The organism is Vibrio sp. FF266 (assembly GCF_041439695.1).
Classification (GTDB): Bacteria; Pseudomonadota; Gammaproteobacteria; order Enterobacterales; family Vibrionaceae; genus Vibrio; species Vibrio tasmaniensis_A.
Window position 1 is genome coordinate 35985 of the sequence record NZ_JBGOOO010000031.1, and the last position, 15146, is coordinate 51130.

Sequence of the window (15146 nt, forward strand, 5' to 3'; positions counted from 1 at the left end):
ATGCCTATTTATATCCAAGACTGTGGTTTCCACTCCGCATTAGGCTCAAGCATTGCTGACATTCATAGCTGCCTCAGCAATGAATGCGACTCCAATATGGTTGAAGTGAGCGACATGCTAAACGACGGTAAGCCGACGGTCGTTGGTAAGGTCGCAGGTGATTTACCGGAAATTCCATCAGTTCAAGCGGAATACGCCACTCGCAACAATCAACTGGCGTTATCGGCTGTTAATCAAATCAAAGACTCTATCGAGCAAGCAAAATCACAATTTGGTGCCGATAGAATTGCTGTAGTTATCGGCACAAGCACCTCGGGAATTTCTGATGGTGAAACGGCATTTAAACACAAACTCGAACATGGCTCTTTCCCCGAAGATTTCCACTATTCCAAACAAGAGCTAGGGAACACCTCTGAGTTTGTTAGTCAATATTGCTCATTAACCGGGCCAAGTTATGCGATCTCGACCGCTTGCTCATCAAGTGGCCGTGTATTTATTACTGCCCAACGTTTGTTAGATTCAGGAATGGCTGATGCTGTGTTGGTTGGAGGTGTCGATACACTATGTAAACTGACACTCAATGGCTTTCATGGTCTTGAAGCGCTATCAACCACACATTGTAAGCCCTTTAGCGCCTCTCGTGATGGCATCAACATCGGAGAAGCTGCGGCATTTATGTTGCTTAGCAAGACAAAACCAACCGCTACCAATACAACTCAAAGCACTTCGAATATAGCCCTATTAGGCTATGGCGACAGCTCCGACGCACACCATATTTCCGCGCCCCATCCAGAAGGGAACGGTGCAGAACAAGCAATGAGAAAGGCGTTAGATTCTGCACAGTTACGAGCAAAAGACATCGGTTATATTAATGCCCATGGCACCGCAACTCCACTCAATGATTCAATGGAAAGCAAAGCCATCCATCGTATTTTTGCAAACAAGGTTCCCGTCAGTTCAACCAAGCCTCTAACAGGACATACTCTTGGAGCGGCAAGTGCGATAGAGGCTGCAATTGCGTGGCATATTCTAAAATATGACTTACCACTCCCCTTACAAAAATGTCAGTATAAAGCTGAAGATATTGAGATTGATTTGGTAAACTGTTCCCAGAAACTTAAAGTAAAGAACATCTTAAGCAACTCGTTCGCTTTTGGTGGCAACAACATTAGCCTGATTTTTGGTGTAGTAAATGACTGATATCCCTTCTGTAGACCAACTTCTCCCACACGATGATCCGATGATATTAATCGATCGAGCTATCAACGTTGAGGCATTGTCGATTCACTGCCAGGTCGATATTGGCGCGCACAACCTATTCTTTGACGTCGAATCTCAAACGGTCCCAGCTTATGTTGGCATCGAGTTTATGGCGCAGTCTGTTGCAGCTTGGTCTGGATACCATGCGCTGAAAAACGGCACTACTCCTCCAATCGGCTTCTTACTCGGTTCTCGTCGCTACAAGTCACTGTGTGATGAATTTACTCAAGGTCAAACCCTTGATATCTATGCTGAACAACTCATGGAAGACAGTGGCATGGCTGTGTTTATCGCCAGAGTCGAATACCAAGGCGAGTTAGTGGCTCAATGCCAACTCAACGTCTACGTTCCGACCGAACAAAAATTACAAGAAATGAAAACTAGGAGCCCATCATGAGCCGTCAGGTTTTAGTCACTGGTGCCAGTAAAGGCATTGGTAAAGCGATCGCTATTCAACTCGCGAAAGACGGTTTTGAAATCGCCGTTCATTACATGGGTGACAAGCAAGGTGCTGAAGACACATTAAAGTCGATCACTGAGCTCGGTGCTGCAGGACGTCTGATCCAATTTGATATCAGCAATCGCAGCGAATGTCGCGAAACGCTTGAGTCAGATATTGCCGAACACGGCGCTTACTATGGTGTGGTGAATAATGCCGGTATTACTCGTGACACGGCATTCCCAGCTATGACTGAAGAAGAGTGGGATGGTGTTATCCATACCAACCTCGACAGCTTCTACAACGTACTTCACCCGTGCGTGATGCCAATGGTTCAAAAACGCAAAGGCGGTCGAATCGTTACTCTGGCTTCTGTATCCGGCATCATGGGTAACCGCGGTCAAACCAACTATGCCGCAGCAAAAGCAGGTGTGATTGGCGCAACTAAGTCTCTGGCTCTAGAGCTCGCAAAACGCAAGATAACGGTAAACTGTGTCGCTCCTGGTCTAATCGATACCGGGATGGTTGATGAGCATGTAAAAGAGCATGCGCTACCTCAAGTTCCATTACGCCGCATGGGTGAACCAGAAGAAGTAGCAGGCCTAGTCAGCTACCTAATGTCGGATATTGCCGGCTACGTAACTCGCCAAGTGATTTCAGTTAATGGAGGCTTAGTATGACCCGCCGCGTTGTTGTAACTGGCATGTCAGGCGTTACCGCTTTTGGCAACGATTGGCAGCACATCGAGCCAAAACTAAAAGCATGTGAAAATGCGACCCAGTACATGCCTAGCTTTGAGCAGTACGATGGCCTCAACACAAAGCTTGCCGCACCTATTGATGACTTCCAACTACCTAAGCACTATAAGCGCAAACAGGTTCGTGGCATGGGCCGCGTGTCTCGCCTAGCAACAGTAGCGACCGAAAATGCACTAGAGCAAGCAGGACTGATTGGCCACGACGTTTTGACTAATGGCGAAACAGGCATTGCCTATGGTTCTTCAACCGGCAGTACTGACGCTGTTGGTGCATTTGGCGTGATGCTTAACGAGAAATCGACACGAGCTATCACCGCAACGACTTACGTTCAGATGATGCCACACACCGCAGCGGTCAACGTCGGGCTATTCTTTGGCTTACGTGGACGTGTGATTCCCACCAGCAGTGCCTGTACTTCAGGTAGCCAAGCGATTGGCTACGCCTATGAAGCAATCAAACACGGTTACCAAACCGTGATGGTTGCCGGTGGTGGTGAAGAGCTATGCCCAACCGAATCTGCCGTTTTCGATACCCTTTTTGCTACCAGTTTAAAAAACGACACGCCAGAAAAATCCCCTAGCCCTTACGACAGTGAGCGCGATGGCCTGGTTATCGGTGAAGGCGCAGGTACACTTGTTCTTGAAGAGTATGAACATGCTGTGGCTCGTGGCGCAAAGATCTACGCTGAGATCATCGGTTTTGCCAGCAACTGCGATGCAGCTCATGTGACTCAACCTCAGATGGAAACCATGCAAATCTGTATGGAGAAAGCGCTGAAAGATGCACAGCTTCCTGCTGAAAAAATTGGTTATGTTTCGGCGCACGGAACGGCAACAGATAAAGGCGATATTGCAGAAAGTAATGCGACCGCGAACATTTTTGGTGAAGTGCCAATCAGCTCATTGAAAAGCTACTTTGGCCATACGCTTGGTGCATGTGGTGCGATTGAAGCTTGGTTGAGCCTAGAGATGATGCATTCTGGCTGGTTCAGCCCAACATTGAACCTTGAAAACATCGACGAACGCTGCGGTAAACTCGATTACATCACAGGTTCTGGTCGCGAATTGGATGTTGAATACCTGATGAGCAATAACTTTGCCTTTGGCGGGATCAACACCTCCATCATATTCAAAAAAATCTGAGCTTAGCTAGATAAAACTCAAGACAAATAAAAAGGGTCAGTAACCAAGTTACTGACCCTTTTTTCAATCTAGCTAATACTCAATTAAGCGTTAGCTTCACGCTCAGCGATGAACTCAAGAGCCATCTTGATGCGAGCGATTACGCGCTCTTTACCAACAAGCTCCATCACTGCATCAACAGAAGGAGACTGGCCGCCACCTGTTACTGCTACGCGAAGTGGCATACCGATTTTACCCATGCCGACCTCTAGCTCTTCACATACTGCTGCAATCACACCATCTTTGATGTTTGCAGTAGTGAAATCCTCAAGCGCTTCAACCTTAGCAAGAGCAAGCTCTAGTGGGCCTTTAGCAACACCACGTAGGTGCTTCTTCGCTGCGCCAGCTTCAAACTCAGAGAAATCTTCGTAGAAGTAACGAGACTGTTCAGCAAGTTCGATAAGCGTATTACAACGCTCGCCAACTAGCGTGATCACTTCAGTGATAGCCGGGCCATTTGTTGTATCGACCTTTTGTGCATCTAGGTGCCATTGCAGGTATTTAGCAACGTACTCAGGCTCAGAAGTCTTGATGTAGTGGTTGTTCAACCAAAGTAGCTTATCAGTGTTGAATGCAGAAGCAGACTTGCTGATAGCGTTCAGGCTGAAGAATTCAATCATCTCTTCTTGAGAGAAGATCTCTTGGTCACCGTGAGACCAACCTAAACGAACTAGGTAGTTGTTTAGTGCATTTGGTAGGTAACCTTCGTCGCGGTATTGCATTACAGAAACAGCACCGTGACGCTTAGAAAGTTTCGCACCGTCATCACCAAGAATCATTGCACAGTGAGCGAAAGTTGGAACTGGCGCGCCTAGTGCTTCATAGATGTTGATTTGACGAGGTGTGTTGTTGATGTGATCTTCACCACGTACAACGTGTGTAATACCCATGTCCCAGTCATCCACTACAACAACGAAGTTGTATGTTGGTGCACCGTCTGTACGACGAATGATTAGGTCATCAAGTTGGCTGTTAGAGATTTCGATGCGACCACGGATTTGGTCATCAAAGACTACACTGCCTTCTTTAGGGTTACGGAAACGGATAACGCACGCATCACCTTCTTTTGCTGCTTCGTTTGCTGCAACAATTTTAGGGTGGTTCGCATCGTAACGAGCCATCTCTTTGTTTTCTTCTTGCTCTGCACGAATTTCGTCAAGCAGCTCTTTAGACGCATAGCATTTGAAAGCTTTGTCTTCAGCAAGTAGCTTATCAACCATTTCGTTGTAACGGTCAAAACGCTTAGATTGGTAGTAAGGACCTTCATCCCATTCCATACCCATCCATTGCATGCCTTCTAGAATTGCATCAACCGCTTCTTGAGAGTTACGCTCAAGGTCCGTGTCTTCGATACGTAGAACGAATTCACCACCTTGGTTCTTAGCGAATAGCCAAGAGTAAAGTGCAGTACGTGCACCACCAACGTGAAGATAGCCAGTTGGGCTAGGAGCAAAACGAGTTTTAACCGTCATTTAAATACCTTGATTATGTAGGTGATTCTTTTAGTGATTACCATTACAAAGCCTGCAACAGAAAAATATCACTAAATTTTGGGCGCTATTTTATCACCACCGCTTAAATCTACAATCAGTAGTGAATGATTAATGCGCTGATCTTGTACGAAAGCTATCGTAGAAGGAGAAAACCAATAGCTCAAGCACATGTCAAATGCTCTAAAACGGCAAATTATCGCCACGCTCGCGATAAACCTCATCTATTCCGTCACTCAATATTCCAGCAAATATCAAATTCTTGAATTTATGTTTGACCTTACCCTTACGGGAAGGTTTATGTTAGGGCTAGATGAAAATTGGAGTATCGATATGAACCATTACACAGCTGTGCTCAACGGCCTAAATTGCATGGGGTGTGCTAAGAAGGTCCGCACATTGTTTGACGATCTCGAGAATACGAAGATCAACGACATATCGCTGACCTACATCGATATTTCTACTCCTTTTAGTTACGTTGAACTCAACCAACAGTTAGCGACCCTTGGTTATTCCATGGGTAATTCGCTGCATCTTTCATTATCAGGGCTCAGCTGTGGTAAGTGCGTGAGTAAATTGACTCAAGCGCTTGAGCAGACCTCGCAAATCTCAGACCTAGAAGTCAGCAAACATGAATTGTCGTTGGTTACTCTGCTTTCAGAATCCGAGCTTATTGAGCTAATCGAAAGTGTGGGTTATCACGCGACTCCTTACTCTGAAATTAATGAGCCTTTATCTAATAAAGAATCAGAAGACGATAAAAAAACAGCGTCAGTGGAACCGACACAAGATAAACCTGCTGCTAGCCAATGTACCTATCACCTTGTTCTTGAGGGAATGACGTGTGCGAGTTGTGTTTCTTCGGTAGAGAAAGCGTTGAAAAAGAATGAGTTCGTCGACCAAGCTCAGATCAATCTCGCCGAACAGACAGCCTTGGTTTTCACCTCTAAAACACGTGACGTCATCGAAAGCGCTCTCATAGAATCGGTAAAAACCGCAGGTTATGGTGCCGAGTTCGTTGACGACGCGGCGACTCAACAACAAAAACAGCAAGAACAACAACTTCGTACCCAAAAAGCTTTCCTAAAGAATTCTGTAAGCGCGCTGTTTATCGGTGCCCCGCTGATGGCGTGGGGCCTGTTCGGTGGCAGCATGACCATTGCTACATTTCACGACCAATTGGCTTGGGGGTTGGTCGGAGTCGTCTGCTTGATACTGCTTGCGACCTCAGGACGCAGCTTCTTCACGAACGCTTGGCAATCACTGATGCACAAGCGTGCCACGATGGACACGTTAGTTGCTTTGGGTACAGGCGCTGCGTGGTTCTATTCAATGTTGGTTGTGCTGATTCCATCATGGTTCCCAGAACCATCACGCCATGTCTATTTTGAAGCGAGCGCAATGATTGTTGGCCTTATTTCTTTGGGTCACTACATTGAAGCCAAAGCCAAGGCACGCACCACCAAATCTTTGCAGGCACTGATTAATTTACAACCTCAAAAAGCGGTGGTTATCGTCGATGGTAAAGAGCAAACCATCGCCGTAGAGGTTATTCAAGTCGGTATGCACGTACGAGTGAAACCGGGAGAAAAAGTCCCTGTCGATGGTGTCGTGGTATCTGGCGAATCTTATATCGATGAATCGATGCTGACTGGCGAACCGCTTCCCAACGTTAAATCAATTAATGATGGCGTTTCAGCAGGTACCATTAATGGTGATGGCAGCTTAATCATTGAAGCTACGGGGATTGGCTCAAGCACCATGTTGGCTCGAATCATTCAGATGGTTCGCCAAGCACAAAGCAGCAAGCCTGCGATTGCGAAGCTTGCCGACTCTATCTCTGCCGTTTTCGTACCTGTTGTGGTCGCGATCGCAGCCATTACCGCCCTAGTTTGGTTTTTTGTTGGACCACAACCGAGTGCAAGTTACATGCTCGTGGTATCAACCACTGTACTGATCATCGCCTGTCCATGTGCCTTGGGCTTAGCGACACCGCTCTCTATTACTGTTGGCGTTGGCAAAGCCGCTGAGTTTGGTGTTCTGATCAAGGATGCCGATGTGTTGCAATCTGCAAGCAAAATCGATGCTGTCGTATTTGATAAAACAGGCACCCTAACCCAAGGTAAGCCAACCGTTCAGCAGGCCTTTTATGGCGACTTATCAGAACAAGAACTGCTGGCTTACGCCTATTCGGTAGAGGTAGGCTCAGAACACCCATTAGCGAAAACCGTTTGCCAATATGCTGAGAGCTTACAAGTTTCAGCACTACCCCACAGCGAATTTGAAAACCAACGAGGGCTTGGGGTTCAAGCAACAATTAACGGCAAGAAAGTTCAAGTAGGCTCGTTTAAGTTCCTAACCCAATTAGGTGTCAATACAGACATTGGCGCGGATTTCATCGAGCTTTGTCGTACACAAGCATGGACACCCATCTTCGTTGTAATCGATCAAAAACTGGAAGGCATATTGGGCATTTCAGACTCGTTAAAAATAGATAGCAAACAAGCCATTGCTCAACTAAAATCCGCCGGAATTCACACCGTACTATTAACAGGCGACAATGACTCTGTGGCTCAAGCAATAGGTAAAAACGTCGGTATCGACGAGGTTATCTCGGAAGTACTACCAGAGCAGAAAGCTCAACATATTGTTCAGCTGCAACAGCAATATAAGAGTGTTGCCATGGTCGGAGACGGTATTAACGATGCACCAGCTCTTGCTCAAGCGGATATAGGAATCGCAATGGGCAGTGGTAGTGATGTGGCGATTGAAAGTGCGCAAATGACGCTGCTCAACTCGTCGCCACTGTCTGTGAGTAATGCGATCGAGCTATCCCAGGCAACCGTGAGAAATATGAAGCAAAACCTGTTTGGTGCCTTCATCTATAACTCGCTGGGCATTCCTATCGCGGCCGGTGTGCTCTACCCATTTTTTGGATTTTTACTTAGCCCTGTCGTTGCAGGCGCTGCGATGGCGATGTCATCAATCACCGTAGTCAGCAATGCCAACAGATTAAGATTGTTCAAACCCACTCATTATAATATCAACAAAAACCAAATTCATGAGGTTCACCATGATTCGTAAAGTTATGACTCTTACTGCACTCGCTGCAATTTCAGGACAAGCTCTCGCTACTAATGTACTAAACCATAAGTCTCCATATTGTGGCTGCTGCACAGAATGGACAGAACACATGCAAGACGCCGGTTTCGATGTCACAGAGAAACTCCATGATGACATGAACCCAATCAAGCAGAAGTTAGGAGTAACGCCAGAACTGGCTTCTTGCCATACGGCAGAGATCGACGGTTACGTATTTGAGGGGCACATTCCTGCAGAGGACGTGAAAGCCTTTTTAGAGAACCCACCACGCAATGCGATTGGCTTGGCGGTTCCAGGCATGCCAATGGGCTCTCCGGGCATGGAGTATGGCGATAAGAAAGACGAGTATTCTGTGTATGCGTTTAACGAGAAAGGTCAGGTGTTTGAATACCGTCATTACAACGGAAAATAGAGCGTAATTAGACCTACGAACAGCAATAAAAATAGAGCCTAGCATTAAGCAAACCCAAGACTGTGGTTTACTTACTAGGCTCTTTGCTTTTGGACAGTAAAGCAAATCTTGTCGCGGCACCAACCGGGCTGTTAGTACCGCTATGTTTTCGTCGCTAGTTAGCAAAAACTCTATTTAACAAAAAAGCTAATTAGCGAAGAAACTCACTTGGCTAATAATCTAATCGATTAAGCAGCCAAGTGAGTCAGCTTAGAAGCCGTAAGATGCACCGAATACGAATGCGTTGTTTGTTTTAGACGCGCCGTTCGCGAAATCAACTCCGTTAGCTTGGCTACGGAATTCGAAGTAAGGTTGAACACCTTGACGAGTCCATGTTGCACGAAGCTCGTGATCCATAGCTTCAGCATCAATCATGTATACGTTGTTGTAGCTAAGCGCTAGGTCTTCGTTTACAGAGTAAGCAATGCGGTTATCCATGCGGTAATCAGTGTCAGCATCTGCAGAAGTGTCATCGATATGTGCACGAGTACGGTTACTAATAGAGATACCGTTGTCGAAGTTGTAACCAATTTTAACCAGTGGACGGAACTGAATGCTCTCGCCAGCAGAGAAGACATGTTGGTAACCCGCTGCAACCCATAGGTTGTCAGTGATATTGAAAGCTTGCTCACCACCAACAGTGATGAATGCATTTGCTTGACCAGTTGTTGCGTCGCCACCAGTTTCAGCAGCAGTTAGACCTTCAAGGTCGCCAAGTTGGATGCCATCAAACTCAGTGTAAACAGTTAAACCGCCTAGAGAGTTGTCAAACGTGTGGCCAGCTTCTAGAGTCGAAGTCATATCAGAACCGTGGATACGGCCATCGTCGTGAAATTGGATATTACCTGTAACGTAAGAAGAACCAGCGAAAGCACTAGAAGCGAAAGCAAGAGAAAGTGCACTTAGAGCGATAATTTTTTTCATAGTAAACTGCCTTAGTTTAAATTTTTCAGCGACATATCTTCGGTATATCATTCACCTTCGCCGCTTGAGTAATTGGTAGCCTCCCTGGCATGAAATCTATCTTGCTCGATTTAATTTACGTTTCAAAATAAAAGGGCAAGCAGAGTGATCTCTCTCACCATCAAAAAAGGGAAAGTTATTTAACTTAAATAAATCAATAACTTAAAAACATAAAAATAGATAAAAAAAGAAACCCAATAATCAAAACGGATCAAGATCACGTTATTTCACGGCATAAAATTAGATTCAGTTGTTTCAATCACACCTGATTTATAGTTTTTTATGGCGGACTTATTTTTTGAAGAGAAGAATGAGAAGTGCGTCACTTTTGCGATGAAGCTCACCTTATGTGCATTGTTGACGTTATAAACAAAGGTTATTTCTATATGTTTCAGTTTAAGGAATGTACCGAACTTAGTTTGGACGAAAAAAAAGCTCCCACTTTTATCTGAGTAAGATAATAGTTAGGGAGCTCATCTATTAATGTTGCTTATCGATTATTTCACCGAAGTCACTCGACTTACTTTCTCGCCACTTTCAGAGATAGAGCGGATGTAAGTTTCGCCTGAAACCGAAGGACGTTGTTGCTCATCGTACGTTAACCAGTTTTCACCATCCGCTGAGTATTGAAGCTCTACGCCAGGGAATTGAACGTTCATCGCTAGCTTGCCATCAATAACTTTTGCCCCCGGAACTGGTAGTCGGTAATCAATACCCGCCTTCTCAAGCTTAGCCAGTTCACGTTGACCAACAATATTCGCGAAGCGATTAAAGTCGTTGTTTAAAGACTGCTTATTTACTAGGTCGGTATCTTGAGAGTATTCAACGCCCACTTTGTAGTCGTTTTCCCAATCAGCTCTGTGCCATGCGCGCTCTGCTGCTGCAAGTACGCGAGGGAACACCATGTATTCATACTGCTCGTCGGTACGTACTGTTTCAGACCAAAGCTGTGCAGACAAGCCGTAGAAAGGTTTTGCTTCAATCTCGCCTTTACCAGTGAAGCCATTGCCGTCACGGTCTAATGAGGTTTCCGCGTTTTGTGGCATGTTTTCTGGTGCGAAGCCAAACATCTTACGAGTATCCGTTGCACGCGTTGCCCAGTAGTAACCTCGCTCTGCTGCGTCAACTTCGTATGGCATATCCATGTATACGTAATCTGGGTTAGAGACAATCACGTCATAACCTTTCGCTGACCAGTCGTACACTGATGAAGTGCCGCCCCAGTAAAGAACGTCCCAGAAGTTAACGCGAGTAGTTTCAGTAGCGAAGCCAGATTCACCCTCTTCCACATACTTCAAGCCATCTTGCCAAGCTTGGAAGTGAGGAATGCCTTTGTCTGCAACAATTTTTGATACTTCTTTTGCAAAGTAGCCAGGCAGGTGACCAAAATCACTCACTGAACCATCAGCAATCAAAGACTGACATTGTGGAGACTGTTGGAATGGCTTGTCTTGCTTGTCTAGCTCAATGTTACCTTTCCATGCCACTTTGTCTTGAGCATCAACATCTTGAAAGCCTGCGCCTAGCTTGATGTTTTTCGCTTCATCACCACCAAAGTGCCAAGTCGTTAGCGGCATACCCGCTTCATTGTGCATTGCTGCAATTTCAGTAATCACTTTATCAACAAAGCGAGTCGATGATTCCATACATGGGTTGATGAAGCTGTGCTTATCGTAGAACTGAATAGTCGTCACGTTTGAAGTATCTTGTGGATCCATCAAGCGATATTCACTTGCTTCAGCTTCTTTGCCTTCCGCCATTAGGCGGGTGTAACGCGCTTCCATTGATACCACAGCAGAACGAGCGTGTGCTGGCATATCAATTTCTGGAATTACTTCGATGCTGCGCGCTTTTGCGTAGCTTAAGATCTCGACGTAATCCGCTTTACTAAAGAAACCAGAGCCAAAGTTGTCTGTTGTTGGACCTGAACCTAGCTGAGGCAGTAAACAGCTTTGCTCTTCCAAATCAAAACAACGATTAGACCCTACATCCGTTAGCTCTGGTAAACCTGGGATTTCTAAACGCCAACCTTCATCATCAGTTAAGTGAAGGTGAAGTTTATTCATCTTGTATGCAGCCATTTGATCTAGCGTCGCTAGGATGGCATCTTTTGAGTGAAAGTTTCGAGCAACATCCACCATCACACCACGGTAATCAAAGCGTGGTGCATCTTTGATCGACAGTTGTGGTAGTGATTCAGCGTTCTGACTGTCTATTAGGCCAAAAATAGACTGAACTGCGTAGAAAGCACCTGTTTTATCAAACGCTTTAATCGCAATCCCCTCTTCCGAGATGCTTAGTTCATAAGCGCCAGATTTTGCTAAATCACCCGTAAACTGAGTAGGAACAACGGCAACACTAACAGGTAGGTCGCCACTCACATCTACGTTTACCACATCTGCACGTTCTTCAATTGCAGCGAACTGCTCAGCATCGAATGCCTCTTTAGGTAGGGCAATACCACCAGCAATACTCACTGAACCTTCCCCCGCTTCTACCGACATTGGGGTTGGCAAAAGCGTTGTTGAAACGTCTTGCGTTGCTAGATCCGCATTCTTTTCGAAACGCGTAACCGCAGTCGCCATGACATTGTTGTCATCAGGTGTACGCTTAAGGTTGTTTCCTTCCAAACCTGTTACGAACGACGCGACATCTTCAGTATTCAATGAAGCAATCATCTTAGGTTCTGCGTTTGGCGCAGTTACGAATGCACCCGGCATAAAGTCAGTTTCAAACAGTTGCCAGTACTCACTCGTTAACGGAAGAATCACTTCTTCACCAGCGGCAAAACCATCGAACTTATCTGTAGGTTCTAGTTTGTGTAGGTCACCCGTTACACGAGTGATTTTAAATTGTTCGTTATCAACATCTAAAATAAGGCGAATACTATGGAAGTAGATAGTCCAATCTTTCGAATCAATCGCTTCACCGTCATTGGTCAGGGTCATGTTCACTTTATTACATGACGCCCACTCAGCACCTAGGTCCTGACAAGCCATGCCTTCATTCGCACCGTGATTGGTTAGAATTTCATATTGCACATCAAGGTTATCAGCCAGTGCATTAACCACCTGTTGCTCAGGTGCTTGCGTTACAGCACAACCCGTCAAACCAGCCAGTACCGCTACAGATAGTAAGTTTCTCTTCAACATCGTATTCACCCATAAATTTAAAATTGAGTCAGAAGCAAAGTGGAGCGCTTCGAAAGTTAGATAAACTATATGGGCTTATTTTTTGCCGTGAATTAAATCAGGTTAATAAAGTGATCGGCTTCAAATCTCAAAAACACTGATAAAATTAATTATATTAAAATCATAAAGTTACAACCTACGGCACTTCCGTCATTTTTATTTTGACGTAAAAACTGAGAATTGAATCACAATCTTTTTAAAGGATTTCATAAAATCGTGTTGTTGGTAGGGAGAAAGGTTTAAGAGTTTGTTCGTGTTGTTATACTTTTCGTACAAACAACGTGACATCGTTCTCAAAAAAAACCGTTAAAAAACGCCGTCAAAATCAATTTTAACGAGTTCATATCTTTTAATAGGAGCTTTCCTTGCGCACATTTTTGTACGTAACTTTATTCGTTCTCGCATTTTCAGCCAAACAAGCTGCGGCCGAGCCTCTTTATTGGCAAGCCAAAAAGGATGATCTGACGCTTACTATCTTAGGTTCTGTGCACGTTGGGGATAAAAGTATGTACCCACTTCCTTCGGCAATCACCGACGCGCTAAAAAACAGTGATGGCTTAGTTATCGAAACGGATATAAGAAAGACAGAGGGTGTCGTTTATCCGACGACCAAAGTGACCACCGCTGATGTATTAAACAAACAACAAAAACAATTATTAACCGACATATCAAAATCATTGGGTATGCCAACGCAACAACTGCTTAACTCACCGCCTTGGGCAACCTCTCTATCGATACAGATGCAGCAGTTAAAAAAACTTGGTTATGGCTCCGCCGGCGGCGTTGATGCGACGCTAGCTTACAAAGCGACTATCCAAGATGTTCCCGTTATCAGCTTAGAGCCGCTTCAATTCCAAATAGACCTGATGACAAAACAAAAGGACGACGGTAAGGAGTGGTTAGTCAGTAGCCTTGAAGAATTTGACCAAACTGATCGTGTGGTTCATTGCTTAATCGAAAGTTGGAAAGCGGGTGATTTAGCGAAGCTGGAAGCTTTCGCAGAGCTGTCTGAGATGTCACCTGAACTAGAGAAAGCATTTTTAACCGATCGCAATATAGACTGGGCAAACAAACTATCCGCCAATGATTGGAAACTTGACTCGAAAGATAGCTACTTAATTGTGGTTGGCGCCTTGCACCTAATAGGAGAAGGTAACTTATTGCAGTTGTTAGAAGAGAAAGGTTTCAATGTCACTCAACAATCACAAAGCCAACAGGCCCGGTGTCAATTTGAGACTAGTGACGACAACTAACTAAATTCGATACCATGACCTTCTCATAATATAACCATTACCTAATAACTGAATCATTACACTTAATTGCACCATAACGGTGTTATTATCTTTCGCTCTTTTTATATACGGTGTTGTTCTCATGAAACTAGTACTCTTTGCTTTACCTTTAGCCCTAGCGATCCTCACGCCTACGGTAGTGACGGCTAAAGAAACTTGTACCATCGAACAGTTTCAGGCGATAGACATTCAACCGGATACAAAAGGCGGTGTGTTAGATAAAGAAAGCGGCCAGTTTCTGATCACTGAGAAGCCACCGATGCGCTGCGCCAATATTACGTTCATTACATCGACGACACGCAACCGTATCGCGAGCCAAATGAATAGAAAATTTGAAGCGAGCTTTTACGATGGCCAAACGAGTAACTCTCACTCGGTGACGTTTAATGAAGATGAAATACAGGCGGGTTACATTCGAATTGGTCGAAATAACCCTGTTGAAGCGTATGTTTGCTTTGTTACTTCAGAGACGCCAATCAAGAACATCACGTGTGATGTGAAGTAAACAGATTTTCGGCTGGCTTATTGAGTCAATCCTTTCTCTATGCGGGATGTTTAGAACAACAAGAGATTTCCGACTCACTCCTTCGTCGCTCTAGGGAATGACACATATACCAAAATACAAAAAAGCCGTAGCCCCCTCTATTACGAGAGTGCTACGGCTTTCTTCAATGTGGCAGTGAAGATCTTATTTTGAACATCAGGCGAACCCCACCTTGGTTCTGATCCTATTTCCTATGATCTAAAACGACGAAAGCCTGCTCATTGAGCAGGCTTTCTTAATGTGGCCAGTGAAGAGCTTATTTTGAACATCAGGCGAACCCCACTTTGGTTCTGATCCTATTTCCATGATCTAAAACGACGAAAGCCTGCTCATTGAGCAGGCTTTCTTAATGTGGTCGGTGAAGAGCTTATTTTGAATATCAGGCGAACCCCACCTTGGTTCTGATCCTATTTCCTATGCTCTAAAACGACGAAAGCCTGCTCATTGAGCAGGCTTTCTTAATGTGGTCGGTGAA

At 45.0% G+C, this 15146-nt stretch carries 11 protein-coding genes; 8 read left to right on the forward strand and 3 right to left on the reverse strand.

Features of this window, described 5'->3' with window-relative positions; translation table 11 throughout:
- From ACED59_RS18955 to ACED59_RS18970, 4 genes are read left to right on the forward strand one after another with little or no spacing between them, the layout of a single operon-like run.
- Positions 1-1200 carry a beta-ketoacyl-[acyl-carrier-protein] synthase family protein gene (locus ACED59_RS18955; protein ID WP_017099150.1) on the forward strand — a complete coding sequence of 400 codons (1200 nt, stop codon included), beginning with the start codon at positions 1-3 and terminating at the stop codon, positions 1198-1200.
- A complete protein-coding gene (locus tag ACED59_RS18960; RefSeq protein WP_017099149.1) occupies positions 1193-1657 on the forward strand; it encodes a hotdog family protein in 465 nt (154 codons plus the stop codon). The genes ACED59_RS18955 and ACED59_RS18960 overlap by 8 nt, the downstream gene beginning before the upstream one ends.
- Complete coding sequence (locus tag ACED59_RS18965; RefSeq protein WP_017099148.1) at positions 1654-2379, forward strand: 3-ketoacyl-ACP reductase FabG2; 726 nt, start codon at positions 1654-1656, stop codon at positions 2377-2379. Before ACED59_RS18960 ends, ACED59_RS18965 begins: the two co-directional genes overlap by 4 nt.
- On the forward strand, positions 2376-3599 hold the full coding sequence (locus tag ACED59_RS18970; RefSeq protein ID WP_017099147.1) for a beta-ketoacyl-ACP synthase: 1224 nt from the start codon (positions 2376-2378) through the stop codon (positions 3597-3599). Before ACED59_RS18965 ends, ACED59_RS18970 begins: the two co-directional genes overlap by 4 nt.
- 83 nt (positions 3600-3682) lie before the next feature.
- Here ACED59_RS18970 and gltX read toward each other — a convergent pair whose 3' ends face one another.
- Positions 3683-5110: a glutamate--tRNA ligase gene (gltX, locus tag ACED59_RS18975; protein WP_017099146.1), complete on the reverse strand. Its 1428-nt coding sequence runs from the start codon at positions 5108-5110 to the stop codon at positions 3683-3685.
- Between the two features lie 318 nt (positions 5111-5428).
- Here gltX and ACED59_RS18980 point away from each other — a divergent pair, with 318 nt between their 5' ends.
- The gene (locus tag ACED59_RS18980; protein WP_029224078.1) at positions 5429-8212 is read left to right on the forward strand and encodes a heavy metal translocating P-type ATPase; all 2784 of its coding nucleotides are present in this window, start codon (positions 5429-5431) and stop codon (positions 8210-8212) included.
- Positions 8202-8642, forward strand: coding sequence for a DUF411 domain-containing protein (locus ACED59_RS18985; RefSeq protein WP_029223113.1), 441 nt, complete (start codon positions 8202-8204; stop codon positions 8640-8642). Before ACED59_RS18980 ends, ACED59_RS18985 begins: the two co-directional genes overlap by 11 nt.
- A gap of 249 nt (positions 8643-8891) precedes the next feature.
- On the opposite strand, the gene ACED59_RS18990 is transcribed toward ACED59_RS18985, so the two are convergent.
- Positions 8892-9605, reverse strand: coding sequence for an oligogalacturonate-specific porin KdgM family protein (locus ACED59_RS18990; RefSeq protein ID WP_009848608.1), 714 nt, complete (start codon positions 9603-9605; stop codon positions 8892-8894).
- 536 nt (positions 9606-10141) lie between these two features.
- Positions 10142-12796: a beta-N-acetylhexosaminidase gene (locus tag ACED59_RS18995; RefSeq protein ID WP_017099142.1), complete on the reverse strand. Its 2655-nt coding sequence runs from the start codon at positions 12794-12796 to the stop codon at positions 10142-10144.
- Positions 12797-13200: 404 nt separating this feature from the next.
- On the opposite strand from ACED59_RS18995, the gene ACED59_RS19000 reads away from it, so the two are divergent.
- Both ACED59_RS19000 and ACED59_RS19005 read left to right on the forward strand, forming a co-directional pair.
- Positions 13201-14088 carry a TraB/GumN family protein gene (locus ACED59_RS19000; protein WP_017099141.1) on the forward strand — a complete coding sequence of 296 codons (888 nt, stop codon included), beginning with the start codon at positions 13201-13203 and terminating at the stop codon, positions 14086-14088.
- A gap of 121 nt (positions 14089-14209) precedes the next feature.
- Positions 14210-14632 carry a hypothetical protein gene (locus ACED59_RS19005; RefSeq protein WP_017099139.1) on the forward strand — a complete coding sequence of 141 codons (423 nt, stop codon included), beginning with the start codon at positions 14210-14212 and terminating at the stop codon, positions 14630-14632.
- The last annotated feature ends 514 nt before the right edge of the window (positions 14633-15146 follow it).